The sequence below is a fragment of the Streptomyces sp. DG2A-72 genome (genome assembly GCF_030499575.1).
GTDB lineage: Bacteria > Actinomycetota > Actinomycetes > Streptomycetales > Streptomycetaceae > Streptomyces.
The window spans coordinates 5,181,902-5,206,487 of sequence record NZ_JASTLC010000001.1 but is presented as its reverse complement, the minus strand read 5'-3'; the positions used below and the strand labels follow the sequence as shown (position 1 = coordinate 5,206,487).

21 protein-coding genes and 1 pseudogene are annotated in these 24,586 nt (G+C 70.3%); 6 read left to right on the top strand and 16 right to left on the bottom strand.

The window, feature by feature from the left end:
- The first annotated feature begins 58 nt into the window (after nt 1-58).
- Nucleotides 59-1,489 (top strand): FG-GAP-like repeat-containing protein, encoded by a 1,431-nt coding sequence (locus QQY66_RS24785; RefSeq protein ID WP_301982518.1) that lies wholly within the window; start codon nt 59-61, stop codon nt 1,487-1,489.
- A gap of 87 nt (nt 1,490-1,576) precedes the next feature.
- Here QQY66_RS24785 and QQY66_RS24780 read toward each other — a convergent pair whose 3' ends face one another.
- Both QQY66_RS24780 and aspS read right to left on the bottom strand, forming a co-directional pair.
- Nucleotides 1,577-2,032 (bottom strand): hypothetical protein, encoded by a 456-nt coding sequence (locus QQY66_RS24780; protein WP_301982517.1) that lies wholly within the window; start codon nt 2,030-2,032, stop codon nt 1,577-1,579.
- A gap of 94 nt (nt 2,033-2,126) precedes the next feature.
- Complete coding sequence (gene aspS / locus QQY66_RS24775; RefSeq protein ID WP_301982516.1) at nt 2,127-3,890, bottom strand: aspartate--tRNA ligase; 1,764 nt, start codon at nt 3,888-3,890, stop codon at nt 2,127-2,129.
- A gap of 164 nt (nt 3,891-4,054) precedes the next feature.
- Between aspS and QQY66_RS24770 the strand changes: the two genes are divergently transcribed.
- A complete protein-coding gene (locus QQY66_RS24770) occupies nt 4,055-6,172 on the top strand; it encodes a SpoIIE family protein phosphatase (protein WP_301982515.1) in 2,118 nt (705 codons plus the stop codon).
- Nucleotides 6,173-6,181: 9 nt separating this feature from the next.
- On the opposite strand, the gene QQY66_RS24765 is transcribed toward QQY66_RS24770, so the two are convergent.
- From QQY66_RS24765 to QQY66_RS24755, 3 genes are all read right to left on the bottom strand, one after another.
- Nucleotides 6,182-7,228 (bottom strand): AI-2E family transporter, encoded by a 1,047-nt coding sequence (locus QQY66_RS24765; RefSeq protein WP_301982514.1) that lies wholly within the window; start codon nt 7,226-7,228, stop codon nt 6,182-6,184.
- Nucleotides 7,229-7,315: 87 nt separating this feature from the next.
- On the bottom strand, nt 7,316-8,293 hold the full coding sequence (locus tag QQY66_RS24760; RefSeq protein ID WP_301982513.1) for a pirin family protein: 978 nt from the start codon (nt 8,291-8,293) through the stop codon (nt 7,316-7,318).
- Nucleotides 8,294-8,791: 498 nt separating this feature from the next.
- Complete coding sequence (locus QQY66_RS24755; RefSeq protein WP_301982512.1) at nt 8,792-9,256, bottom strand: SseB family protein; 465 nt, start codon at nt 9,254-9,256, stop codon at nt 8,792-8,794.
- 112 nt (nt 9,257-9,368) lie between these two features.
- On the opposite strand from QQY66_RS24755, the gene QQY66_RS24750 reads away from it, so the two are divergent.
- The 4 genes from QQY66_RS24750 (at nt 9,369) to QQY66_RS24735 (ending at nt 13,883) form a co-directional block, all read left to right on the top strand.
- On the top strand, nt 9,369-10,205 hold the full coding sequence (locus tag QQY66_RS24750; RefSeq protein ID WP_301982511.1) for an intradiol ring-cleavage dioxygenase: 837 nt from the start codon (nt 9,369-9,371) through the stop codon (nt 10,203-10,205).
- A 127-nt stretch (nt 10,206-10,332) separates the two neighbouring features.
- Complete coding sequence (locus QQY66_RS24745) at nt 10,333-12,159, top strand: acyl-CoA dehydrogenase (protein WP_301982510.1); 1,827 nt, start codon at nt 10,333-10,335, stop codon at nt 12,157-12,159.
- Nucleotides 12,160-12,256: 97 nt separating this feature from the next.
- A complete protein-coding gene (locus QQY66_RS24740) occupies nt 12,257-13,549 on the top strand; it encodes a M18 family aminopeptidase (protein WP_301982509.1) in 1,293 nt (430 codons plus the stop codon).
- Between the two features lie 97 nt (nt 13,550-13,646).
- Nucleotides 13,647-13,883, top strand: coding sequence for a DUF6458 family protein (locus QQY66_RS24735; RefSeq protein ID WP_301982508.1), 237 nt, complete (start codon nt 13,647-13,649; stop codon nt 13,881-13,883).
- Between the two features lie 74 nt (nt 13,884-13,957).
- On the opposite strand, the pseudogene QQY66_RS24730 reads toward QQY66_RS24735, so the two are convergent.
- The 11 genes and pseudogenes from QQY66_RS24730 to QQY66_RS24680 all read right to left on the bottom strand — a co-directional run bounded on the left by QQY66_RS24730 (nt 13,958) and on the right by QQY66_RS24680 (nt 24,575).
- Nucleotides 13,958-14,628 (bottom strand): annotated as a pseudogene (locus QQY66_RS24730) (MBL fold metallo-hydrolase).
- Entirely contained in the window at nt 14,628-15,716 is a 1,089-nt protein-coding gene (locus QQY66_RS24725; protein ID WP_301982507.1) for an S-(hydroxymethyl)mycothiol dehydrogenase, read from the bottom strand. Before QQY66_RS24725 ends, QQY66_RS24730 begins: the two are co-directional and overlap by 1 nt.
- 4 nt (nt 15,717-15,720) lie before the next feature.
- Nucleotides 15,721-16,608 carry a 3-hydroxybutyryl-CoA dehydrogenase gene (locus tag QQY66_RS24720; protein ID WP_301982506.1) on the bottom strand — a complete coding sequence of 296 codons (888 nt, stop codon included), beginning with the start codon at nt 16,606-16,608 and terminating at the stop codon, nt 15,721-15,723.
- Nucleotides 16,605-17,795 (bottom strand): acyl-CoA dehydrogenase family protein, encoded by a 1,191-nt coding sequence (locus QQY66_RS24715; protein WP_301982505.1) that lies wholly within the window; start codon nt 17,793-17,795, stop codon nt 16,605-16,607. The genes QQY66_RS24720 and QQY66_RS24715 overlap by 4 nt, the downstream gene beginning before the upstream one ends.
- A 134-nt stretch (nt 17,796-17,929) precedes the next feature.
- Entirely contained in the window at nt 17,930-19,048 is a 1,119-nt protein-coding gene (locus QQY66_RS24710) for an alcohol dehydrogenase catalytic domain-containing protein (protein WP_301982504.1), read from the bottom strand.
- A gap of 97 nt (nt 19,049-19,145) precedes the next feature.
- On the bottom strand, nt 19,146-20,597 hold the full coding sequence (locus tag QQY66_RS24705; protein ID WP_301982503.1) for a class I adenylate-forming enzyme family protein: 1,452 nt from the start codon (nt 20,595-20,597) through the stop codon (nt 19,146-19,148).
- Nucleotides 20,594-21,835, bottom strand: coding sequence for an NAD(P)/FAD-dependent oxidoreductase (locus tag QQY66_RS24700; RefSeq protein WP_301982502.1), 1,242 nt, complete (start codon nt 21,833-21,835; stop codon nt 20,594-20,596). Before QQY66_RS24700 ends, QQY66_RS24705 begins: the two co-directional genes overlap by 4 nt.
- Nucleotides 21,832-22,155, bottom strand: a complete 324-nt coding sequence (locus QQY66_RS24695) for a 2Fe-2S iron-sulfur cluster-binding protein (RefSeq protein ID WP_301982501.1) — start codon at nt 22,153-22,155, stop codon at nt 21,832-21,834. The genes QQY66_RS24700 and QQY66_RS24695 overlap by 4 nt, the downstream gene beginning before the upstream one ends.
- Nucleotides 22,156-22,178: 23 nt before the next feature.
- Nucleotides 22,179-23,378, bottom strand: a complete 1,200-nt coding sequence (locus QQY66_RS24690) for a cytochrome P450 (protein WP_301982500.1) — start codon at nt 23,376-23,378, stop codon at nt 22,179-22,181.
- On the bottom strand, nt 23,375-23,905 hold the full coding sequence (locus QQY66_RS24685) for a cupin domain-containing protein (protein ID WP_301982499.1): 531 nt from the start codon (nt 23,903-23,905) through the stop codon (nt 23,375-23,377). The genes QQY66_RS24690 and QQY66_RS24685 overlap by 4 nt, the downstream gene beginning before the upstream one ends.
- Before the next feature lie 127 nt (nt 23,906-24,032).
- Nucleotides 24,033-24,575, bottom strand: a complete 543-nt coding sequence (locus QQY66_RS24680; protein WP_301982498.1) for a MarR family winged helix-turn-helix transcriptional regulator — start codon at nt 24,573-24,575, stop codon at nt 24,033-24,035.
- Nucleotides 24,576-24,586 lie beyond the last annotated feature (11 nt).

Sequence of the window (24,586 nt, the reverse complement as noted above, 5' to 3'; positions counted from 1 at the left end):
TACAATTCCGGCGGAATGCGGGTGCACGGACGGTGCGCCCGGGGGTGGAGGGGCTGGGATGGGAAGCAGTGTGTCCAAGGGGGGCTGGAGAGCCGCCGCCGTGATCGCGGCGGCTCTCGTCGGGAGCATGGTGCTCCCCGTCGGTCCGGCGGCCGCCGTGCACGGCGGTGTTCCGGGTGACTTCAACGGGGACGGCTACCGCGACGCCGTCCTGCCCGCGCCCGGCGCGAACGTGGCGGGCAAGGAGGCGGCCGGGGCCGTGGTCGTGCTGTACGGGTCGTCATCGGGGCTGGCGACCGCCCGGCGCAAGACCCTCACGCAGAACACGACCGGGATTCCCGGGACGGCCGAGGCATACGACCGGTTCGGCGCCGCCACCGCCACGGAAGACCTGAACCGGGACGGGTACGCCGACCTCGTGATCTCGTCTCCCTACGAGGACACCGCCAAGGGTGCCAACTCGGGTGCGGTGACCGTGGTGTGGGGCAGCAGGAGCGGGCTGACGAGTGGCACCGATCTGCCGTCGCCGTCCAGCGATCCCGAGCACTTCGGAGTCGACCTCGCGGCGCTGAGCGGCGGGGCGGGGACGAAAACGCGGGTGCTGGTCGGCGGGCTCGACGGATCCGTACTCTTCACCGGATCGTTCAGCCGCACCGGCACCTTCGGCTCCGCCACGCTCAACCAGGACACCCCGTCCCCGGAATCCGTCGCGCTCGGCGACCTCAACGGCGACACCACACCGGACCGGGTACTCGTCACCGTCCGGATGAGCGGGCTCAGCGGCGGCGAGATCTACACGAACCCCGCGTACGAGAATGCCTTCCAGCAGGGCAACGGGCTCATCTCCGCCACCGGCGACCTCAACGGCGACGGCTACGCCGACCTCGTGGTCGGCGATCCGGACGAGCCCGAAGTGGCGGGCACCGACGGCATGTTGGGCGGACGGGTGCTGGTCTGGTACGGCTCGGCGAGCGGTATCGCGAGCAACGCGAAACCGGTACAGATCACGCAGAACACCTCAGGCGTGCCTGGCGGGAGCGAGAAGGGTGACGCCTTCGGCGGCGCCTTGGCCGTGACCGACGTCAACCGGGACAAGCTGGCGGACATCGTCGTCGGCGCACCGTACGAGAACGTCGGCAGCACGAAGCGGGCCGGTGCGGTCACGGTGATCCCCGGCCGCGCCTCGGGCGCCCTCGGCACCGGCTCGTACAGCTTCACCCAGGACACCTCGGGTGTCCCCAGCGTCTCGGAGACCGACGACTTCTTCGGGACCGCGGTCTCCGCCGGCGACATCAACAGGGATGGCAAGCCGGAGCTCTTCGTCGGCGCCTCCGGGGAGAACAACTCGACGGGCGCCGAATTCGTCCTCCCCGGCGGCTCCACCCGCCCGACGGGCACCGGCAGCAAGGTGATCACGGCACCGTCCATCGGCCTCACGCAGCAGCACGGCACACTCCTCGGCGGCAACGGGCTGCTTTGGGTGATCTAGACCGAGTGTGCTGACGTGGCGTCACATGACCAAGCACGCGCCCGGGACTCGATGGTCCCGGGCGCTCTCATGTCCGCACGTGCGGAGTTACATCGACGTGCCCTCGTTCGTCGCCTCCAGGTCCACGCCCACCGTGATGGAGGCCTGGACGCCCTTGGCGATGTTGTCCTTGTCGTACTTCAGCTTGAGGAGACCGCCGGTCGAGCCGGACTGGTCGTAGATGGTGTCCTCGGTGAGCGTGGTGCGCTCGGTCGTGGACGTGGAGTACGGCTCGACCCCGGCAGAGGCGAGGACGGACTCCTCGTCGAAGAAGAACTGGCCGGTGTGGCACGTGGTGCCACCCTCGTAACCGGCGTCGGTCCACTCGCCGTCCACGTGGACCGTGGTGTGGATGTGGACGCAGCGACCCCGGAGCTTGTCCGCGTCGAGGTAGTAGGGGCCCTCGGTGGTTTCGGAGGTGAGCTTGTAGCACGCCTCCGCCGAGGTGGAGGTCGCGGACGCAGCTGCCGCGGCGCCCTTTCCGCTCTGGCCGGCGTTCGCCATCGCGGCCAGTGTGCCGAGTCAGGTCAGGTCAGGTCACCTGATGCTGAGGGGCCCGGAACCGGTGACCGGTTCCGGGCCCCTTCAGGGCAGACGCCTACTTCGGCTGCGGCTTCCGCACCGACAGGTGCAGTTCCTTCAGCCGCGCCTCCTCCAGCTCCGTCGGCGCGCCCATCATCAGGTCCTGGGCGTTGCCGTTGAGCGGGAAGGCGATGGTCTCGCGGATGTTGGGCTCGTCGGCCAGCAGCATGACGATGCGGTCGACGCCCGGTGCGATGCCGCCGTGCGGCGGGGCGCCGAAGCGGAAGGCGCGCAGCATGCCGGCGAACTTCTCCTCGACGGTCTCGCGGTCGTAGCCCGCGATCTCGAAGGCCTTCAGCATGATCTCGGGCTCGTGGTTCCGGATCGCGCCGGAGGACAGCTCGACGCCGTTGCAGACGATGTCGTACTGCCAGCCCAGGATGTCCAGCGGGTCCTGGGTCTGGAGGGCCTCCAGACCACCCTGCGGCATGGAGAACGGGTTGTGCGAGAAGTCGATCGTGCCGGTCTCCTCGTCCTTCTCGTACATCGGGAAGTCGACGATCCAGCAGAAGCGGAAGACGTCCTCCTCGAAGTGCCCGGCGCGCTTGGCGGCCTCGACCCGCACCGCGCCCATGATCTTCGAGACCTCGTCGAACTCGCCCGCGCCGAAGAAGACCGCGTGGCCGGCCGACAGCGACAGGCGCTTCGTCAGCTCCGCGACGTTCTCCTCCGTCAGGAACTTCGCGATCGGGCCCGTCAGCGAACCGTCTTCGGCGACCCGCACCCACGCCAGGCCCTTGGCGCCCTGCGAGACGGCGAAGTCACCGAGCTGGTCGAAGAACTTCCGGGGCTGCGCGGAGACGTCCGGCACCGGCAGGGCCCGTACATGCTTGCCCGCGAAGGCCTTGAACTCCGAGCCTTCGAAGATGTCGGTGATGTCGACCAGTTCCAGCTGCGCACGCAGGTCCGGCTTGTCGGAGCCGTACTTCAGCATCGCCTCGCGGAACGGGATCCGCGGGAACGGCGAGGTGACGTGGCGGCCGCCCCCGAACTCCTCGAACAGCTCCGTCATCAGCTTCTCGACGGGCCGGAAGACGTCCTCCTGCTCGACGAAGGACATCTCGATGTCGAGCTGGTAGAACTCGCCCGGCGAGCGGTCCGCACGCGCGTCCTCGTCGCGGAAGCAGGGCGCGATCTGGAAGTAGCGGTCGAAGCCGGAGATCATCAGCAGCTGCTTGAACTGCTGCGGCGCCTGGGGGAGGGCGTAGAACCTGCCCGGGTGCAGACGGGACGGCACGACGAAGTCGCGGGCGCCCTCGGGGGAGGTGGCCGACAGGATCGGCGTCGCCATCTCGTTGAAGCCCAGCGCCGTCATCTTGTGCCGGATCGCCGAGATGACCGCCGTACGCAGCAGGATGTTGCGGTGCATACGCTCGCGGCGCAGGTCCAGGAAGCGGTACTCCAGGCGCCGCTCCTCGTTGACCCCGTCCTCGGTGTTGATCGTGAACGGCAGCGGGGCAGCCGCGCCGAGCAGCTCGACCTCGGAGACCTCGACCTCGATCTCGCCGGTCGGCAGATCGGGGTTGATGTTCTCGGTGCCGCGGGAGACGACCTGGCCGTCGACGCGGACGGTGGACTCCTTGGACAGCTTGTCCAGGGCGTCGTACGCGGGCGTGCCCGGCCGGGCGACCAGCTGGGTGATGCCGTAGTGATCACGCAGATCGATGAAGAGGATGCCGCCCAGGTCGCGCCGATTATGCAGCCAGCCGCTCAGCCGGACGTCGGTGCCGACGTCAGAGGCGCGGAGCTCGCCGCAGGTGTGGGACCTGTACCGATGCATCGTCGTTCATCCAGTCTTCGCGGATCGGGGGCTGTTTCACGTGAAACTCCACCAAGCCTACCGGGCACCCCAAGATCGCCTCCCACCCATTAATCGCCTCACACCCATTCAACGATGAACAGCTTCGGTGGCCGTCACCGATCACCTCTCCCTACAGTGGGGCAATGCGCACTGGTGAGCCCCTGCCGGCCGTGGGGGAGGTTCTCGCCGCCCTCGCGACGGGACTGTGGCACTGGAACACCGCCACACGGCTGGTCACGGTCGACGCGGAGACGGCACGGCTGCTCGGGCTGCCCGCCGAGCAGTGCACCCTCAGCCAGGCCCAGGTGCGCGCCCGCCTGCACCCGGTGGACTGGAACGAGATCAGCGGAGTGATCCAGCTCGCCGTCGCCGAGGGCACGCTCGGCGAGGTGCGGGTGCGGATCATGGATGAGCGGGGCCAGATCATCCGGGTCGGTCGCAGCCGCTTCCACGCGTCCTTCGACCGCGAGAAGCGTTCGTACGAGGTGACGGGCTCCCTCCAGGAGGTCACCGACCCCTCGCCGGGTACCGCCGCGGGGCGCCGTACGGTGACCGGGGACTGGCGGCGCTCCCGGGAGGCGTTCCTGCTGGACGCGGGCCGGGCGCTGGCCGAGGCGCGGTCGACGGAGGAGGTGCTGCGGGTCGCGGCCGGGCTGTCGATGCCGGGGTTCTCACCGGACGGTCTCGCCGTGTTCGGGACCTCGGGCGATCGCCTGACGATCATCGGCCACCATGGTCACCAGGGGGGCGACGAGAGCCCCTTCTCGCACATGGCGCTGGACACCGACTACCCGGCGGCGGAGGTGGTTCGCACCGGCCGGGCCGTCTATCTGTCCACCCCCGAGCAGTACAAGTCCCGCTACCCGGTCACCTGGTCGCTGGCCCAGCACTTCGGCCGTCAGTCGTGGGCGTTCCTGCCGCTGACCGTGGCCGGGCGGACGATGGGCGCCTGGATGGCGGCCTTCACGTATCCCGTCGCGTTCACGCCGGACGAGCGGTCCGTGCTGACGACGGTGGCCCGCATGCTCGCGCAGGCCCTGTCCCGGGCCGGGCTCGCCGAGTCGGAGCGGGAGCTGACGGACGGCCTCCAGCGCTCGATGCTGCCCACGCTCGGCCCCGAGATACCGGGCATGAGCGTCGCCGCACGCTATGTGCCGACCGGCGGCGGCCTGCAGGTGGGCGGCGACTGGTACGACATGATCCCGCTGCCCTCCGGCCGGTTCGCGTTCGTCATCGGCGACGTCCAGGGCCACGATGTGCGGGCGGCGGGCCTGATGGGGCAGCTCCGGATAGCGCTCAGGGCGTACGCCTCCGAGGGCCACCGCCCGGACGCGGTGCTCTCCCGCGCCTCCCGCTTTCTGCACGGCATCACCTCGGACGGCGACGACCTGCGCTTCGCGACCTGCCTGTACGCCGAGGCCGACCCCGTGACCGGGACCCTGGACATCGCCCGCGCCGGGCACCCCGACCCGGCGATCCGGATGTCGGACGGCACGGTCATGGCACGGCCCACGGCGGGCGGCCTGCCGCTCGGCATCGACCCGGACGCCGACTACCCGACGACCCGGTTCACCCTGGAACCCGGCGAGACCATGATGATCTGCACGGACGGCCTGATCGAGACCGGCGGGCACGACCTGGAGACCGGCTGGCTGCGGATCCGCACCACCCTCGAAGAACACAAGGGCAACCTGGAGGAACTCGCCGACTCCCTGGTCCAGGCGGTGCACGGCCCCTCCTCCCACCACACCACCGGCCCGCTGGCCGACCGCCGCGAGGACGACATCGCGGTGCTGCTGCTGTGCCGGCAGGGGGAGGGCTGCGGCTGCGAGGACACGGCGGTCGTCGAACGTCGCGCGGTACGGCGCACCATGCTCTCGGTGGCCCAGGCGGAGCCCGAGCGGGTCGCCACCGCCCGCCAGCAACTCCGCGAACTCCTCCACGACTGGGCCTCCCCCGACCAGGTCGACTCCGCCGTCCTGCTCCTGTCCGAGATGCTCACCAACGTCCTCGTCCACACCGACGCCGACGCCCTCCTCCTCGCCCAGGTCACCGGCGAGGCCGGCATCCGCCGCCTCCATGTCGAGGTCACCGACACCAGCGACGACCTCCCCCACAAACGCCGCCCCGGCGAACTGGCCTCCTCCGGACGCGGGTTGATGCTCATCGAGCTGCTGGCGAACGCGTGGGGCGTGGATCCGCGGGGCGAGGGCAAGAGCATCTGGTTCGAGCTGTACGAGGAGGAGGGCGCGGCGGAGTAGCGCCGGCCCCTACGCATCCGACGGCTCGGCACTCCCGTACCGCGTCCGCAGTTCCTGGACGACCCCGAAGGCCGCCGCGGTCAGCGGTACCGCCAGCAGCATCCCGAGGACGCCGGCCACGGACGCACCCGCGGTGATCGCCACCATCACCAGCGCCGGGTGCATCTGCACGGTCCGGCTCTGGATCACCGGCTGGAGGACATGCCCCTCCAGCACCTGCACGGCGAGCACGACGCCCAGCGCCCACAGCGCGATGACGAACCCGCGGTCGGCCAGCGCCACCAGCACGGCGACGGCGCCGGAGAGGAAGGCGCCGAGGTAGGGGATGTAGGCGCCGACGAAGACGAGGGCGCCCAGCCCCACCGCGCCCGGCACGTCCAGGACCAGCAGTCCGACCGTGATGCACAGAGCGTCGATCAGCGCGATGAAGGTCGTCCCGCGCATGAACCCCTCGACCGCCTCGAAGGCCCGCCGCGCCATGGCCTCGACGGTGTCGGCGGCCCCGCCCGGCACGACGGCGTGCACCGTGTCCGCGGCCTTGTCGGAGTCCCGCAGAAAGAAGAAGACGAGCAGCAGCGCCAGTACGGCCATGGCGATCGCCTCGCCCACCACACTGACCCCGCTGATCACACCGGACGCGGCGGTCCCGCCGAACTTGGCGAGCAGTTCCTTCGCGTTGGACGCGACGTCGTCCAGCGAGGTCCCGGCCGCCCCGAAGTGCTCGGCGAGCGACTCGGCCGCCTGCTTCAGCGAGGCGACGATCTGGTCCCCGGTGTCGATGAGCGCGGCGACCACGATGTACACGGCCCCGCCGACGACGGCCACGACCGCGACGCAGGTCACCGCGGCGGCGATGGACCGGTTGACCCGCGCCTTCACCAGCCGCCGGTGCATCGGCCCGAGCAGCGCGGTCCCGAGCAGCGCCAGCAGCACCGGCACGACGGCCGTACGGAACTCCACGGCCAGCCGGATCCCGACGTAGACCACACCCGCCGTCAGCAGAATGACGGCACACCAGGCGGCGAACCGGCGCACGGGGTCGGGGAGCAGCTGCACGCGTCCAGCGGATCACGCACAGGGCGGGCTGTCCTGTGCGGACAGCCCGCCCGGGTGACGGAGCGTCAGGCGTCGGGGCCTGCTCGGTCAGGCGTCAGGGCCCTCTTCGGTCATGCCGTGCACGGCCGGGATGGTCCCGAGCCGGCCCTTCTGGAAGTCCTCGAAGGCCTGCTGGAGTTCTTCGCGGGTGTTCATCACGAAGGGCCCGTAGTGGGCCATGGGCTCACGGATGGGCTGCCCGCCGAGGAGGACGACCTCCAGGTCCGGCGTGTGCGAGTCCTGCTGCTCGTCCGCGCGGACGGTCAGCGCGGAGCCCGCGCCGAAGACGGCGGTCTGGCCCAGCTGGACCGGTCGGCGCTCGGGGCCCACCGCGCCCTTGCCCGCCAGCACGTACGCCAGCCCGTTGAAGTCCTCGCGCCAGGGCAGGGTGATCTCCGCGCCCGGCGCCAGCGTCGCGTGGATCATCGTGATCGGCGTGTGCGTGATGCCAGGACCGGCGTGGCCGTCCAGCTCACCGGCGATGACGCGCAGCAGTGCGCCGCCGTCGGGGGAGGTGAGCAGCTGGACGTTGCCGCCGCGGATGTCCTGGTAGCGCGGGGGCATCATCTTGTCCTTGGCCGGGAGGTTCACCCACAGCTGGAGGCCGTGGAAGAGACCGCCGGACACCACCAGGTGCTCCGGCGGGGCCTCGATGTGCAGCAGACCGGCGCCCGCGGTCATCCACTGGGTGTCGCCGTTGGTGATGGTGCCGCCACCGCCGTTGGAGTCCTGGTGGTCGAAGATCCCGTCGATGATGTAGGTGACGGTCTCGAAGCCGCGGTGCGGGTGCCAGGGGGTGCCCTTGGGCTCACCCGGCGCGTAGTCCACCTCGCCCATCTGGTCCATCATGATGAACGGGTCGAGGTGGCGGTAGTTGATCCCGGCGAACGCCCGGCGCACCGGGAAGCCCTCGCCCTCGAAACCGCTCGGCGCGGTCGTGACAGCGAGCACGGGACGTGCCACGGCGTCGGCCGGCGCGGCCACGCGGGGCAGGGTCAGCGGGTTCTCGACGGTCACTGCAGGCATGTCGGTACCTCCTTGTGCGGCCAGTTTAGTTGAGCATTGAACTTCCTGCCACCCGGAACGACGAAAGCCCGAAGGACATTCCCTCCGGGCTTCGCCGTGCGGGCCGCAGCCCGCGTCAGTCGCTGAAGTACAGGTACTTCCAGGCCCCGTACGTCGTCGAGTTCACGGTGTCGCCGGACGAGGTCGGTGCGGGTGACCGCGAGCTTGGCGCCTGGCGGACTCGGCCGACGCGGTACCGGCCGCGGCGACGCTCAGCGCCACCGAGCTGAAGAGGACCGCGAATGCCGTCGCGGCCGAGGTGCTGCGCATGCGCACAGTGATGAAACCCCCACGAGGAATCCCGGGGTCGCCGGGAGCTGAGAGCGCCGCGCGGCATCCGGACGCGAACCGCCGAAGCGGTGACGTGCGGGGCGCGGCTGCCAGGGGCCCACTCTATGGCATGGCTGTGACAATCGAGTGGAGATTTCGCGGCGGGGGTTTCCGGCCGACGGGTGGCGTCTAGCCGTACATCCGCCGCATCGCGAACTCCACCATCTGCTCGACCGCCTTCGCGTCGAACACCATCCGGTGCTCGCCCTCCATGTCCAGGACGAAGCCGTACCCGGTCGGCAGCAGGTCGATCACCTCGGCGCCGGTGATCACGAAGTACTTGGACTCCTTGCCCGCGTACCGGCGCAGCTCCTTCAGCGAGGTGAACATCGGGATCACCGGCTGCTGGGTGTTGTGCAGGGCGAGGAAGCCGGGGTTGTCACCGCGCGGGCAGTAGACCTTCGACGTGGCGAAGACCTGCTGGAAGTCCTCCGCGGACATCTGCCCGGTGGTGAAGGCCCGCACCGCGTCCGCGACCGAGGGCGGGGACGGCTCGGGGTACAGCGGCGGCTGCTGGCCGTACCCGCCGGGCATGGGCTGCTGCGGCGGGACGTAGCCCTGCTGGGCACCGGCGTTCTGGTCGTAGCCGTACATGAGCGCAAGCGTACCGAGAGCGGGGGGCCGGGCGGGCCGGTACGGAACCGACAGGGTGTTGACAGGCGCGGAACCCTGTCGTTCCGCGGGGAGACGCGCTTAGGTTTCGGCCATGGGCGGACACCATCATGACGACGAGATCCACGAGCACGACCGGGGACTCTCCTACGACCTCCCCGTCCTCGCCCGCCGGCGGATGATCCGGCTGATGGCGGGGGCGGGACTGATACCGCTGGTGGGCTGCAGCTCCGAGGGGGAGACACCGACGGCCGCCTCCTCCGGCAGCGCTTCTTCCGGGAGCGCTTCTGCCCCCGCGGAGTGCGCGACCGTGCCGGAGGAGACCGCGGGCCCCTTCCCCGGCGACGGCTCCAACGGCGTGAACGTCCTCAAGGAGAGCGGGGTCGTCCGCAGCGACATCACGAAGAGCTTCGGCGACTCCGCCGGCGGCACCGCCGAGGGCGTGCCCCTGACCGTCACGCTCACGGTCGTGGACGCCGCCTCCGGCTGCGGGACGCCCAAGGCGGGGGCTGCGGTCTATGTCTGGCAGTGCGACCGGGAGGGCCGGTATTCCCTGTACTCGGAGGGCGTCACCGAGGAGAACTATCTGCGCGGCGTCCAGGAGACCGACGACAAGGGCCAGGTCACGTTCAAGAGCATCTTTCCGGCCTGCTACACGGGCCGCTGGCCGCACATCCACTTCGAGGTCTACGGCAGCCTGGAGGACGCCACGGCCGCCACCTCCATCACGAACACTTCGCAGCTCGCGTTCCCGAAGGACGTCTGCGACACGGTGTACGCGACGGACGGTTACAGCCAGAGTGTGCAGAACCTCGGCCAGCTCTCCCTGGAGTCGGACAGCATCTTCAGCGACGGCTACGACCAGCAGCTGGCGGCGGTCGAGGGCAGTGTGGCGAAGGGATACACGGCGACTCTGACGGTTCCGGTGTGACCTGTCACAGATGACCGGATCGGGGTTGCGTCTTATTACCGACGGGTAGCATCATCGTAGCTACTTGTTGGTATGTGAACGAGCGCGAGGATCCAGTGCCTCGCCGATCTCTACGGAGCCAGTCGCCATGGGGCACTACAAGTCGAATCTGCGCGACATCGAGTTCAACCTCTTCGAAGTACTCGGGCGCGACAAGCTGTACGGCACGGGCCCGTTCGAGGAGATGGACGTCGAGACCGCGAAATCCATCCTCGACGAGATGACCCGCCTCGCGGAGAACGACCTGGCGGAGTCCTTCGCGGACGCCGACCGCAACCCGCCGGTCTTCGACCCGGAGACCCACACGGCGCCGGTGCCCGCGTCCTTCAAGAAGAGCTACAAGGCGTTCATGGACTCCGAGTACTGGCGGCTCGGCCTGCCCGAGGAGATCGGTGGCACCACTGCTCCCCCGTCGCTGATCTGGTCGTACGCGGAGCTGATCCTGGGCGCCAACCCGGCCGTGTGGATGTACTCCTCCGGTCCGGCCTTCGCCGGAATCCTCTTCGACGAGGGCAACGACGTCCAGAAGCAGATCGCCCAGATCGCGGTCGAGCGGACCTGGGGCTCCACCATGGTGCTGACCGAGCCCGACGCGGGTTCGGACGTCGGCGCCGGGCGTACCAAGGCGATCCAGCAGGAGGACGGCTCCTGGCACATCGAGGGCGTGAAGCGCTTCATCACCTCCGGTGAGCACGACATGGAGGAGAACATCCTTCACTACGTGCTGGCGCGTCCCGAGGGTGCCGGCCCCGGCACCAAGGGCCTGTCCCTCTTCCTCGTCCCGAAGCACCTCTTCGACTTCGAGACCGGCGAGCTGGGCGAGCGCAACGGCGTCTACGCCACCAACGTCGAGCACAAGATGGGCCTGAAGGCCTCCAACACCTGCGAGATGACCTTCGGCGACCAGCACCCCGCCAAGGGCTGGCTGATCGGCGACAAGCACGACGGCATCCGCCAGATGTTCCGCATCATCGAGTTCGCGCGGATGATGGTCGGCACGAAGGCGATCTCCACGCTGTCGACGGGCTACCTCAACGCCCTGGAGTACGCCAAGGAGCGCGTCCAGGGCCCGGACCTGGCGAAGTTCATGGACAAGGCCGCGCCCAAGGTCACCGTCACGCACCACCCGGACGTCCGCCGCTCGCTGATGACGCAGAAGGCGTACGCCGAGGGCATGCGCGCGCTGGTCCTCTACACGGCCTCCGTGCAGGACTCGATCGCCGTGAAGGAAGCCGCCGGCGAGGACGCCAAGACCGAGCACGCGCTGAACGACCTGCTCCTGCCGATCGTCAAGGGCTACGGCTCCGAGAAGGGCTACGAGCAGCTCGCCCAGTCGCTGCAGACCTTCGGCGGCTCCGGCTTCCTGCAGGAGTACCCGATCGAGCAGTACATCCGCGACTCCAAGATCGACACCCTCTACGAGGGCACCACGGCGATCCAGGGCCAGGACTTCTTCTTCCGGAAGATCGTCCGCAACCAGGGCGCCGCGCTGAACTCCCTCGCCGAGGACATCAAGAAGTTCCTGGCCGTCGGCACCGGCGGCGAGGAGCTGGCGGGCGCCCGCGAGCACCTGGCCAAGGCCGCCGTCGAGCTGGAGGCCATCGTCGGCCTCATGCTGACCGACCTCGCGGCCACCGAGCAGGACGTCAAGAACATCTACAAGGTGGGCCTGAACACCACCCGCCTGCTGATGGCCTCCGGTGACGTCGTCGTCGGCTATCTGCTCCTCAAGGGCGCCGCGGTCGCCGCCGAGAAGCTGCCGAACGCGTCCGCAAAGGACAAGGCGTTCTACACCGGCAAAATTGCGGCGGCGAAGTTCTTCGCGGCCAACGTCCTGCCCGGCGTCACCGGCGCGCGCAAGCTCGCGGAAGGCGTCGACCTGGATCTGATGGAGCTGGACGAGGCCGCTTTCTGAAGGCTCTGACCCGCTTGTGCGAGGGCCCGTTCCCCTGCCGGGGGACGGGCCCTCGTACGTCGTCAAGGAACCCTCGTACGTCGTTAAGGTGAACCCCATGAGCGAACCCCACCGCTTCGACCGCGGCCACACCGACGACCTCATGACCTTCCTGGCGGCGAGCCCGACGCCGTACCACGCCGTGGCGAACACCGCCGAGCGGCTGGAGAAGGCCGGCTTCAAGCAGGTCGCGGAGACGGACGCCTGGGACGGGTCGAACGGCGGCAAGTACGTGCTGCGGGGCGGCGCGATCATCGCCTGGTACGTCCCGGAGGGCGCCGCGCCGCACACGCCGTACCGGATCGTCGGCGCGCACACCGACTCGCCGAACCTGCGGGTCAAGCCGCTGCCGGACGCCGGGGCGCACGGCTGGCGGCAGGTGGCGGTCGAGATCTACGGCGGCCCGCTCATGAACTCCTGGCTGGACCGCGACCTGGGGCTGGCGGGCCGGCTGACGCTCAGGGACGGCTCGACGCGCCTGGTGAACGTCGACCGCCCGCTCATGCGCGTCCCCCAGCTGGCGATCCACCTCGACCGCTCGGTCTCCTCCGAGGGCCTCAAGCTCGACAAGCAGCGCCATCTCCAGCCCGTCTGGGGCCTGGGCGACACCGTGCGGGACGGCGACCTGATCGCGTTCCTGGAGTCGGAGAACAATCTGGCCGCGGGCGAGGTCACCGGCTGGGACCTGATGGTCCACTCCGTGGAACCGCCCGCGTACCTGGGCCGCGACAGGGAGCTGGTCGCGGGCCCCCGCATGGACAACCTGCTCTCCGTGCACGCGGCCACGGCGGCGCTGGCGGCGGTTTCGGGCCGTGAGCTGCCGTACATCCCGGTGCTGGCCGCCTTCGACCACGAGGAGAACGGCTCGCAGAGCGACACGGGTGCGGACGGGCCGCTGCTCGGCAGCGTGCTGGAGCGTTCGGTGTTCGCGCGCGGAGGATCGTACGAGGACAAGGCGCGCGCCTTCGCCGGCACCGTCTGTCTCTCCTCCGACACCGGTCACGCCGTCCACCCCAACTACGCGGAGCGGCACGACCCGACGCACCACCCGCGCGTCAACGGCGGGCCGATCCTGAAGGTGAACGTCAACAACCGCTACGCGACGGACGGTTCGGGGCGTGCGGTGTGGGCGGCGGCCTGCGAGAAGGCGGACGTCCCCTTCCAGTCCTTCGTATCGAACAACTCGATGCCGTGCGGCACGACCATCGGGCCCATCACCGCGGCCCGGCACGGCATCAAGACCCTCGACATCGGCGTGGCGATCCTGTCCATGCACAGTGCGCGGGAGTTGTGCGGGGTGGACGATCCGCATCTGCTGGCGAACGCGATGGTGGCGTTCCTCAAGGGGTAGTCGGTGGCCTTCTTCGAGGGGTAACGGACGCACCGCCGGGTACCCGCCCCCGACCGGAAGACCGGAACGACCGGACCGGACAGGGAGGCGACAGCTCATGGGCCTCGGCGGATGCATCATCCTCATCGCCGCGGGAGCCATCCTCACCTTCGCGACCGACTGGCACATGGAGGGGGTCAACCTCGACCTGGTCGGCGTCATCCTGATGATCGTCGGGCTGATCGGAGTGACGACGTTCAGCAGCATCGCGCGGCGCCGGCGGGTCATGGTGCCGCCGTCCACCCCGGTCATCGACGAGGAGGGGCGGCACCGCGACAGGTATGGCGGTATCTGAGTCGGGGCGGAGGGATCCGCCCCGACCGGCGGTGTCTCACACCGCGCCGCTCGTTCCTGGCACCTTGCGTCCGGTCAGTGGCCGCGCTGGATCCATGAGCCGAGGTGCGGAGCTTCGGCCCCGACGGTGGTGCTGTCTCCGTGGCCGGTCCGCACGCTGGTGTCTGGCGGCAAGGTCAGCAGGAGGTCGCGGATCGACCGGATGATCGTCGGGAAGTGCGAGTACGAACGTCCTGTGGCCCCGGGGCCGCCCTGGAAGAGGGTGTCTCCGGTGAAGACCGTGGTCAGTTCCTCCGAGTACAGGCAGATACCGCCCGGCGTGTGACCGGGTGTGTGTATGACCCTGAGTTCCGTCGCAGCGACGGTGAGGCGGCGGCCGTCCGAGAGGTAGCCGTCGGGGTCACGGTCGGGATGGGTGTGTTTCCACAGCAGCCGGTCGTCCAGGTGCAGGAAGACCGGTGCGCCGGTGCGGTCGGCGAGGGCGGGTGCGGCGTCGATGTGGTCGTTGTGGGCGTGGGTGCACACGACGGCCGTCAGCCGTCGGTCGCCGACGGCCTCGGCGATGGCGTCGGCGATGGGGGTCCCCCCGAGGACGGAGCTTGTCGGAGTCCTTGGGGGAGGGCGGCGTCTATGACGATCACCTCGTGGTCGTCGCCGACGATCCACACGTTGTTGTCCACTTCCCAGGTGCCGCCGTCCAGGCTGAAGGCGCCGGAGGTGACGAGGCGTTCGATGCGGGCCGTCATCACAGCACCACCACCGAACGCAGCACGTCACCGTGGTGCATTCGCTCGAACGCCTTCTCCACGCCGTCGAGTTGGACGGTCTCGGTGACAAACTTGTCCAACGGCAGGCGGCCTTGCAGGTGCAGGTCGATCAGCATCGGGAAGTCGCGGCTCGGCAGGCAGTCGCCGTACCAGGACGACTTCAGCGCCCCGCCCCGGCCGAACACGTCCAGCAGCGGCAGCTCCAGCTTCATCTCCGGCGTCGGCACACCCACCAGCACGACCGTGCCGGCCAGATCGCGGGCGTAGAAGGCCTGCTGGTACGTCTCCGGCCGGCCCACCGCCTCGATCACCACGTCCGCGCCGAAGCCGCCGGTCAGTTCACGGATCGCCTCCACCGGATCGCCCTCGCGCGAGTTGACGGTGTGCGTGGCACCCATCTCACGCGCGGTGGCCAGCTTCCGGTCGTCGATGTCCACCGCGATGATCCTGGCTGCGCCCGCCAGGTTCGCCCCGGCGATCGCCGCGTCCCCCACCCCGCCGCAGCCGATCACGGCCACGCTGTCCCCGCGGCCGACACCCCCGGTGTTGATCGCCGCACCGATCCCGGCCATCACGCCACACCCCAGCAGCCCGGCCACCTGCGGTGAGACCGAAGGGTCGACCTTCGTGCACTGCCCCGCCGCGACCAGCGTCTTCTCCGCGAACGCCCCGATCCCCAGCGCCGGCGACAGCTCCTGGCCGGTGGCGGCGAGCGTCATTTTCTGCCCGGCGTTGTGGGTGTTGAAGCAGTACCACGGCCGGCCGCGCAGACACGCCCGGCAACTGCCGCAGACCGCACGCCAGTTGAGGATCACGAAGTCTCCGGGCGCGACGTCGGTGACGTCCTCGCCGACCGACTCCACCACTCCGGCGGCCTCATGTCCGAGCAGGAAGGGGAAGTCGTCGCTGATCCCGCCCTGCGTGTAGTGGAGGTCGGTATGACACACCCCGCAGGCCTGGACGCGCACGACCGCCTCCCCCGGCCCCGGGTCGGGCACGACGATGGTCTCCACCCGCACCGGCTCGCCCTTGCCCGGTGCGATCACACCGCGTACTTCCTGTGCCATGGGGTCAGTTGCCCTTCTCGGAGTAGTCGTGGAAGCCGCGCCCGGATTTCCGGCCGAGCAGACCGGCCTCCACCATGCGCAGCAGCAGGGGTGGCGGGGCGTGCTGCGGGTCCTTGAAGTCCGCGTACATCGCCTCGGCGATGGCGGTGAGGGTGTCCAGGCCGATCAGGTCGGTCAGGCTCAGCGGGCCCATGGGGTGGGCGCAGCCGAGGACCATGCCGGTGTCGATGTCCTCCGCGGAGGCGTGACCGGACTCCAGCATCCGGATCGCGGAGAGCAGATAGGGCACCAGCAGAGCGTTCACCACGAACCCGGCCCGGTCCTGGGCGCGGATGACCTTCTTGCCCAGCACCTGCGTGACGAAGTCCTCGGCGCGGGACTGCGTCTGAGGCGACGTCAGCAGTGAAGGGACGATCTCCACGAGTTCCAGCACCGGTACCGGGTTGAAGAAGTGGACCCCGATCACCTGGTGCGGGCGTGCGGTGGCCATGCCCAGTTTCATGATGGGGAGGGAGGAGGTGTTCGAGGCGAGCAGCGCGTCCTCGCGGGTGACGATCCGGTCCAGCTCGGCGAACAGCTCGGCCTTGACCTTCTCGTCCTCCGTCGCCGCCTCCACCACCAGGTCCCGGTCGGCCAGTTCCGCAAGGTGCGTGGTGACCCGTATCCGGTCGAGGGCGGCGTCGCGTTCCGTTCCGGAGAGCTTGCCGCGCCGTACGCCGCGCTCCAGCGAAGCGGCGATCCGGGACCGGCCGGCCCCGGCCGCGCCCGCGTGCACCTCGTGCACCACCACGTCCAGCCCGGCCCGGGCGCAGACCTCGGCGATGCCCGCGCCCATCAGACCGCAGCCGACGACCCCGACCCGGCGGATGCCGTGCCCTGGCGCCTCGCTCACCGGAACGCCGCCTGGCCCGTCAGCGCCTGCCCGATCATCAGGGTGTGCATCTCCACGGTGCCCTCGTAGGTGAGGATCGACTCCAGGTTGTTGGCGTGCCGGATCACCGGGTACTCCAGCGAGATGCCGTTGGCGCCGAGGATCGTCCGGGCGGTGCGGCAGATCTCCAATGCGGAACGGGTGTTGTTGAGCTTGCCGTAGCTGACCTGCTCGGGGCGCAGTCCGCGGTCGTCCTTGATGCGGCCGAGGTGGAAGGCGAGCAGCGTGCCCTTGGCCAACTCCACGGACATGTCGGTGAGTTTGGCCTGGGTCAGCTGGAAGGAGCTGATCGGGCGGTCGAACTGGACCCGGTCGCCGGCGTAGGCCAGGGCGGTCCGGAATGCCGACCGCGCGGCTCCCATCGCTCCCCACGCGATGCCGTACCGCGCCTCGTTGAGGCAGGACAGCGGCCCGCGAAGACCCCTTACCTCCGGCAGCACGGCGGATCCGGGCAGTCGTACCGAGTCCAGCACGAGTTCGCTGGTCACCGAGGCCCTCAGGGACATCTTGTGCTTGATCGCGGGCGCCGAGAAGCCCGGGGTGTCGGTCGGGACGACGAAGCCGCGCACGCCGTCGTCCGTACGGGCCCAGACGACGGCCACATCGGCCACCGAGCCGTTGGTGATCCACATCTTGCGCCCGTCGAGGACCCAGTCGTCGCCGTCGCGGCGGGCCGCGGTGCGCATGCTGCCCGGGTCGGAGCCGGAGTCGGGCTCGGTGAGACCGAAGCAGCCGATGGCGGTCCCTGCCGCGAGGCGGGGCAGCCACTCCTCCTTCTGCTCCTCCGAGCCGAAGGCGTGGATCGCGTACATGGCCAGCGAGCCCTGGACCGATACCAGGGAGCGCAGTCCGGAGTCGGTCGCCTCCAGTTCCAGGCAGGCGAGACCGTAGTCGACGGCGCTCATGCCCGCGCAGCCGTAGCCCTCCAGGTGCATGCCGAGCAGGCCGAGTTCGCCGAGTTCCTTGGTCAGGCCACGGATGTCGTCGATCGCGCCCTGCTCGAACCACTCGGCGATGTGGGGCTCCACGCGCCGGTCGCAGAACGTACGGACGGCATCGCGGACGGCGCGCTCGTCCGGCGTCAGCAGGCTGTCGAGTTCGACGAGGTCGAGAGGGTCGGCCGGGCGTGGGGCGTGCTGGGCGTGCATCTGGTGTCTCCAGGGTTCGGAAGGCTACGAGCTACGAGGTGAGGAGGCCGCCGGTCAGGGGAGTACCGGCGGCCCCCGGCTGGTGGGAGGCCGCCGGGGCGTTCACGAGGCGGCGGCGGTCCGGCTGATGACGGTCACGAGGTGGCGGTCGGGCTGATGATGAAGTTGCTGAAACCGCCGTTGCGCCGGGCGATACCGCCGATGGCGTCGTTGACCTGGTCCAGCGGGAAGACCTGGTGCTCCAGCGGCCCGAGGTCCAGCAGACCGGCCTCCACCATGTCGGCCATGGCCTGGCCCTCGCCGGAGGTGAACCAGGCCGAGCCGATCAGCCGCAGCTGCTGGTCCATCATCCGGTGGATGTCGATGGGCAGATCGCCGGCGACGGCGCCGATGTTCACCGCGATGCCGCCGCGTGCCATCGCCCGCATGCCGGCCAGGAACGTCTCGTGCGGGGCGCCCGGGCCGAGCGCGTCGATGTAGATGTCGGCGCCGTAGCCGTCGGTCTCCTCGCGGACCCAGGCGTCGAGCGGGCCGTCGTCCAGGGCGTGCAGCCGCAGGCGTCCGTCGGCGAGCTTGCCGACCTGGTCGAGCAGGCCCTTGTCGCGACCGGTGCCGTAGACGTGGGTGAGGCCCATGGCGGGGGCGAGGAGTGCGGCGCCGATGCCGAGGGTGCCGCTGATGCCGTTGATCAGGATCGTCTTGCCCGGTCCGGCCCCGGCCTTGCGGAGGGCGGAGTACATGGTGCCGAGGTAGCCGAAGCGGGCCGCCGCGTTGAACGACAGCGCGTCCGGCAGCTTCACCAGGGAGTACGCGGGCGCCACCATGTACTCGGCGAGGCCGCCCTGGTAGCGGTCCAGCAGGTCCAGGGCGGTCGGTGAAAAGCCGAAATATCCGGCGAAGGCGTAGCTGGCGCAGTTGATCGAGTCGTCGTTGCGGCAGGAGCGGCACGACCCGCAGGAACGGCCCGGGTTGACGTACACCCGGTCGCCCGGCTTGAACGCCTGGACACCCGGGCCGACGGACTCCACCACACCCGCGGGGTCGAGACCGAAGATGGCCGGCAGGGTCGGCAGGGGGCTGTGCGGGAACCAGGTCGTCCACATGTTCAGGATGTTGGCGAGGTTCGGAACGATGTTGACGGCGTGGACGGCCACGCGGACGTCACCGGGGCCGGGCTCGGGAACGGGCAGTTCCTCGATCCTCATCGGCTCGCCGACGGCGTGCATCCGCGCGGCTCGCATGGTCGCACTCATGGCGTCTCCTCGGGTTCGGCTTCGGGTTCGGCTTCGGGTACGGCTGGGGGAGACGGCGCCAACGGTGGCGCGGTCTCTGGGAGTTGTGGAGGGTGGGTCAGTTGTCCAGCAGCGTCGTCAGCCGCGCGCGCTGCAGCTTTCCGGTGGCCCCGCGGGGCAGGGCGGGTACGACGCACAGCCGGCGGGGCCACTTGTGCCGGGCGAGCCTGCCGTCGAGGTGGGCGCGGATGTCGTCCAAGGTGGGGTTGCCGGAGTCGGTGACCAGGAAGGCGGTCACCAGCTCGCCCCAGACGGGGTCCGGCGCCCCGGAGACCGCGACTTCGACGACACCGGGGAAGTCGGCGAGCGCGTTCTCGACCTCGGCGGGATCGACGTTCTCCCCGCCGGTGATGATGGTGTCCTTGAGCCGCCCGACCACCGAGAGCCTGCCCTCCGCGTCGAACAGCCCCCGGTCCCCGGTGTGGAACCAGCCCTCGCGGTCGGTCACGGCCATCGGCCCGGCAGCGGTCCAGTAGTCGGCGGCCACCGACGGCCCGCGCACCCAGATCTCGCCGGGCGTGTCCGGCGGAACGGGCGACCCGGCCGTGTCCACGACCCTCAACTCGACCTGCGGGACGGGTGCTCCGGTGGAGTCGGCCGGCTCGTCGGGCGCGGAGTACGTCACCCCGGCCGCGGTCTCGGTCAGGCCGTAGGAGTTGACCACGCCGACCCCGCGGGCCCGGAACTGCTCGCGGGTGGCGGTCTGGGCGGGTGAGCCACCGGACAGGATCCACCGCAGGGTGTCCAGGTCCTGGCTGCCGAACCTGGGGTGGCGGGCCAGCAGGGCGGACATGGCCGGTACGGCGAAGGCGCAGGTGACCTTGTGGTCGCGGACCAGGTCGACGAACAGGTCCGGATCGAAGCGCGGGGCCAGGACCACCGTCCCGCGCCTCGCCCACGTGTACTGCGGAAGCCCGCCCAGTACGGCGACATGCGCCAGCGGGGTGGAGACGAGCGCGGTGTCGTCCGCGCCGAAGGGCAGCCGCGCCAGCCCGCCCACCATGCTCCAGTACAGGTTGTCGTGGGTCAGTGCGACGCCCTTGGGACGGCCGGAGGTGCCCGACGTGAACGCGATGATCGCGATGTCGGAGCCGACCGGGGTGGCGTGCGCGACAGCCTCGGGTCCTTCGTCCTCGGGATGCAGTTCCTCCCAGGACAGGCGGAGACCGGAGACGGCAGGAAACGTTTCGTCGGCGACCAGGGCCGTCGGGCCGGTCTCCTCGTACACGACGGCGAGTTCGCCCTCGGTCGCCTGCGGGTGCAGCGGTACGAGCACCGCCCCCATACGCGTCACCGCGAACAGCGTGATCAGCGCCTCGGGCCGGGCCGCCCCCTGCATCACCACCCGATCGCCCTTGCCCACCCCGACCTTGTCGAGCCGGGCGACGGTGCGCCGTACCGCGAGGTCGAGTTCGGCGTAGGTCCAGCTCCGGTCCTCGAAGACCAGGGCGGTACGGTGGCCGGCCTCGGCCGCGCTGACGGCGAGGTGCGCGCCGAAGGTGCTGGTCATGTCCTCACCTCCGCGGTGCGTCTGGCGCGGGCGAGCGCGCGGAGGGTCGTCCCCGCCAGGTCGGCGGCCGACACCGGCGTGTGCCGCTCCAGCAGCCGCCGGGCGGCCAGGTGCTCGGCGGGCCAGTTCAGCGTCTCGACAGCCACCAGCCGGTCCGCGCGGAAGGCGTACGCGGCCAGCCGCTCGGGGGATTCGTCCGGCACCAGCAGCACGTCGTCGGAAGCAGAACGCAGCCCCGCGATCTGCAACTTGACGTCGCCCTGGTCGCTCCAGAACCACGGCAGGCTCTCGTACGCGGCAGGTGACCCCGCGATACGGCGGCCCACCAACGCCCCCTGGTCGATGGCGTTCTGCACGGACTCCAGCCGCACCAGCCCCTCCGCGTGCGGATGCGGATGCCGGGCGCAGTCGCCGACGGCGGAGACCCGCGGATCGGTGACCGAGCGCAACTGCTCGTCCACGACCACGCCGTCGGCCACCTCCAGCCCGGCCTCCCGGGCGAGTTCGTCCCTGGGTACGGCGCCGATGCCGTAGACCACGAGGTCGGCGGGCAGAACGCCGTGCGAGGTGACGACCCGCTCGACCCGTCCCGTACCTTCGAGGGCCTGTACGGCAGTCCCGGTGAGGACCCGGACACCGGCGCGCTCGTGCCTCTCCCGCAGTCGCGGTTCCAGCTCCGGTGACACGGCCCGGCTCAGCAGCCGGTCGGCCAGTTCCACGACGGTCACGCGGGCGCCGCGGGCCAGGGCGACCCGGGCCAGCTCCAGCCCGATGAACCCGCCGCCGACGACCACCACGTCACGGGCCGTCTCCAGCGCCCGGCCGATCGTCAGGGCGTCGTCGAGGGAGCGCAGGGCGTGGACGCCGGACAACTCGGCGCCGGGGACGGGCAACCGGCGGTTGTCCGCGCCCGTCGCCAGCACCAGGTGGTCGTAGGAGAGACGGGTGCCGGCCCGGGTGAGGACCGTGCGGGCCGCGGTGTCGAGGGCGATCACGTCGTCCCCGAGGCGCAGGTCGATGTCCCGCTCGCCGTAGAAGGACTCCGGCACCAGTTCGACGCGCGGGCCGTCCGGCTCGGTGTGCGCCTTCTTCGACAACGGCGGCCGCTGGTACGGCAGATGGGGCTCCGCGGCGCACACGGTGACGGGACCGTCGTAGCCGGATGCGCGCAGCGTCGAGACGACGCTGAACCCGGCCTGTCCGCCGCCCACGACGACCACGCCCGCTGGGCTCGTCATACCTGCTCCTCGGGCACGTGGACGACTAGTCCGTCCAGGGCGTCGGAGAGCTGGATCTGGCAGCTGAGCCGGCTGGTGGGGCGGCGTTCGGCGGCGGTGAAGTCCAGCATCTCGTCCTCGACGTTGCCCGGCGGGCCCACCAGCTCGGACCGGTCCTCGGCGACGTAGACGTGGCAGGTGGCGCAGGAGGCGTTGCCTCCGCACTCGGCGACGATGCCCTCGACGCCGTTCGAGACGGCTGCCTGCATGAGGACGGTCCCCGACTCGGCGGTGACCTTGCGTTCGGTCCCGTCGGGCGACCGGAAGATGACGGTGGGCATGAAGTTCTCCCGATGGGGACGGCTCAGGGGGTTTGCCAGGTGACGTTCAGCGAGGTGAGTCCGCGGAACACCCAGCCGTCCATGCGGTCGTCCGCGCCTTCGACGAGGCGCAGTCCCTTCAGACGGCTGAAGACGAGGGGCCAGGCGATCGCGCTGACCTCGTGGCGCGCGACCCACGCGCCCATGCAGAAGTGGGGTCCGCCGCCGAAGGCGAGGTGGGGGCGGTGCGGTCGGTCCGGGTCGAACTCGTCGGCCCGCTCGAAGACCGACTCGTCGCGGTTGCCGGAGGCGATGACGAGGGCGACGCGGCTGCCGGCGGGCAGGGTGACGCCGGCGATCTCGTGGTCCTCGGTCAGCTGGCGGGGATACATGCCGATCGGGGAGATCCAGCGGGCGGTCTCCTCGAAGACCCGTTTCCAGGACGCCGGGTCCTTGAGCACCTTCTCCAGTGTCTCGGGGCGTTGCAGCAGCGCGTGGGCGCCGACGCCGAAGACGTCACGCGGCTCGTTGACGCCTCCGCCGATGATGACCTTGATGTTGTTCTGGATCTCGGCGAGTTCCACCGGCTCGGCCGCGTGGACCATGGAGGAGATCACCGAGCCGTCGGGCTCGCTGCGCACGGCCTCGGCCGTCTCGGCCACCGCTTCCTCGATGGCCTGGGTCGCCTGCTCCGCGCGGAGCCAGAGGTCGGGGTCGTCGGCGTAGTTGCCGTTGCCGGCCATCATCGCCCGCGACCAGTCGGCGATGTCGTCGGCGCTCGTGTTGCGCAGGCCCAGCACCAGGGCCAGGTTGGCGGCGGCGAGCGGCTCCGCGAAGTCGGCGATGAGGTCGGCCTCGCCGCGGCCCTCGATGCGGTCGAGCAGTTCGTGCGCGGTGCGCTCGAAGGCGTCCGCCCACAGGTCGCGGACCTGGCGGGGGCGGGTGGGCGGTTCGGCCGCGGCCCGCAGGCGCCGGTGCTCCGGGTCGTCCTCTCGGAGCATGTTCGGGCCGACCGTGCGCAGCAGCAGCGAGCCCTCCTCGCGGGAGCTGAACACCTCGGGGAGCTTCTCGGCGCGGACGATGTCCTCGTACCGGGTCAGCAGGTGGCGGCCGACGGACGGGACCCAGGCGAGCGGTGCGGTGCGGCGCAGCTCGGCGTAGGCGGGATACGGGTCGCGGCGCAGCTCGGCCAGGTCGAGCTCGACGACGGGCGCGCCGGGTGCCGCCGTCGTCAGGGGGCTCATGACGTGCCGCCCGCGCCGATCAGGACGAAGAACGCCGTAGCGGGCTCGGTGCCGTTGTTGCGCCAGGCGTGGCGGGTGGCGTTCTGCACGACGATGTCGCCGGGCCTGAGGACCGCGGTCTCGCCGCCGTCGAGGTCGAGGACCAGCTCGCCGGAGAGCACGACGCCGTAGTCCACGGTGGGCGTCGTGTGCATGCCCGGGTTGTCCGGTTCGAAGAGCTCGGCGAGACCGGGGCTGAACTCCAGCTGCTCGGCCGCCGCGGCTGCGGGGTCCCAGCCGGGGTCGGCGTAGACACTGGCCGGCGGGAAGGTGACGGTCAGCGCGACCGTCTCGCCCGGCGCGGGCACGAAGGACTGAAGGGATGCCGTCGGATCGGCCGACGGGACGGCGGGAGCGGCCGTGTTCCACACGAGGGAGCGGGCGAAGCCGGGGGTGTGGACGGACCGACTGGTGCGCGGCGGCTCGCCGTCACTGACGATCACGGGCTTGCCACTCGGGCTGACACCGGTGACGACTCGACGGACCATGATTCTCTCCCTTGAGAAACCAACCTACTGTTAGATGTTTGACGGTAAAGGTTCTAACTATTTTCGGCGGTCGTGCTACGGCGGCTCCGAGCACGAGTCGGTGGACGGCCGGTTCCCCGGGGCCCGGTCACTCCGCGGGCGGGGTCTCCTGGTTCACCAGCGTACGCAGCAGATGTACCAGCTCACTGAGCTGGTCGTCACGGAGTACGCCGGTCCATGCGCGCTCGCGCCTGGTCTGGGCCTCGATGGCCTGCCGCAGCGTCTCGCGACCCTCCGGGGTCAGCTCGACGAACAGCTGACGGCGGTCGGACTCGACCCGCTCGCGGGTGACCAGGCCCCGGCTCTCCAGGGTCGCCAGCGCGCTCGAGATGCTGGCGCGGGTGGATCCGGAGACCCGGCCGATGTCCTGCTGGCCGAGCGGGCCGTAGATCCACAGGGCGTTCAGGATCCTGAAGCCCGCCCAGGTCAGGCCCAGCGGGCGGTGGACGTGCTTCTCGAAGTCCTTGGTGAGCCGTGCCTCGAGACGGGTGAGGTCGGTGACCATCTCGATCGCGTCGAGGTCCCGGGGATCGGTCGTGCCCAGCTCACGATGGTGGTGGCGCAGCAACTCCGAGAACTCCCGGGTCCGGCTCGCGCCGGCACTCCCCGTCTCGCGCACGATGTCCGTCACGGTCTCCCACC

Excerpts from the sequence above, each read along its gene's own strand:
- QQY66_RS24700 (WP_301982502.1), bottom strand. The coding sequence starts at position 21,835 with ATGACGAGCCCAGCGGGCGTGGTCGTCGTGGGCGGCGGACAGGCCGGG.
- QQY66_RS24695 (WP_301982501.1), bottom strand. The coding sequence starts at position 22,155 with ATGCCCACCGTCATCTTCCGGTCGCCCGACGGGACCGAACGCAAGGTC.
- QQY66_RS24780 (WP_301982517.1), bottom strand. The coding sequence starts at position 2,032 with ATGGCGAACGCCGGCCAGAGCGGAAAGGGCGCCGCGGCAGCTGCGTCC.
- QQY66_RS24725 (WP_301982507.1), bottom strand. The coding sequence starts at position 15,716 with ATGGCACAGGAAGTACGCGGTGTGATCGCACCGGGCAAGGGCGAGCCG.
- QQY66_RS24715 (WP_301982505.1), bottom strand. The coding sequence starts at position 17,795 with ATGCACGCCCAGCACGCCCCACGCCCGGCCGACCCTCTCGACCTCGTC.
- QQY66_RS24705 (WP_301982503.1), bottom strand. The coding sequence starts at position 20,597 with ATGACCAGCACCTTCGGCGCGCACCTCGCCGTCAGCGCGGCCGAGGCC.
- QQY66_RS24740 (WP_301982509.1), top strand. The coding sequence starts at position 12,257 with ATGAGCGAACCCCACCGCTTCGACCGCGGCCACACCGACGACCTCATG.
- QQY66_RS24735 (WP_301982508.1), top strand. The coding sequence starts at position 13,647 with ATGGGCCTCGGCGGATGCATCATCCTCATCGCCGCGGGAGCCATCCTC.
- QQY66_RS24745 (WP_301982510.1), top strand. The coding sequence starts at position 10,333 with ATGGGGCACTACAAGTCGAATCTGCGCGACATCGAGTTCAACCTCTTC.
- aspS (WP_301982516.1), bottom strand. The coding sequence starts at position 3,890 with ATGCATCGGTACAGGTCCCACACCTGCGGCGAGCTCCGCGCCTCTGAC.
- QQY66_RS24750 (WP_301982511.1), top strand. The coding sequence starts at position 9,369 with ATGGGCGGACACCATCATGACGACGAGATCCACGAGCACGACCGGGGA.
- QQY66_RS24690 (WP_301982500.1), bottom strand. The coding sequence starts at position 23,378 with ATGAGCCCCCTGACGACGGCGGCACCCGGCGCGCCCGTCGTCGAGCTC.
- QQY66_RS24760 (WP_301982513.1), bottom strand. The coding sequence starts at position 8,293 with ATGCCTGCAGTGACCGTCGAGAACCCGCTGACCCTGCCCCGCGTGGCC.
- QQY66_RS24785 (WP_301982518.1), top strand. The coding sequence starts at position 59 with ATGGGAAGCAGTGTGTCCAAGGGGGGCTGGAGAGCCGCCGCCGTGATC.
- QQY66_RS24710 (WP_301982504.1), bottom strand. The coding sequence starts at position 19,048 with ATGAGTGCGACCATGCGAGCCGCGCGGATGCACGCCGTCGGCGAGCCG.
- QQY66_RS24770 (WP_301982515.1), top strand. The coding sequence starts at position 4,055 with ATGCGCACTGGTGAGCCCCTGCCGGCCGTGGGGGAGGTTCTCGCCGCC.
- QQY66_RS24685 (WP_301982499.1), bottom strand. The coding sequence starts at position 23,905 with ATGGTCCGTCGAGTCGTCACCGGTGTCAGCCCGAGTGGCAAGCCCGTG.
- QQY66_RS24755 (WP_301982512.1), bottom strand. The coding sequence starts at position 9,256 with ATGTACGGCTACGACCAGAACGCCGGTGCCCAGCAGGGCTACGTCCCG.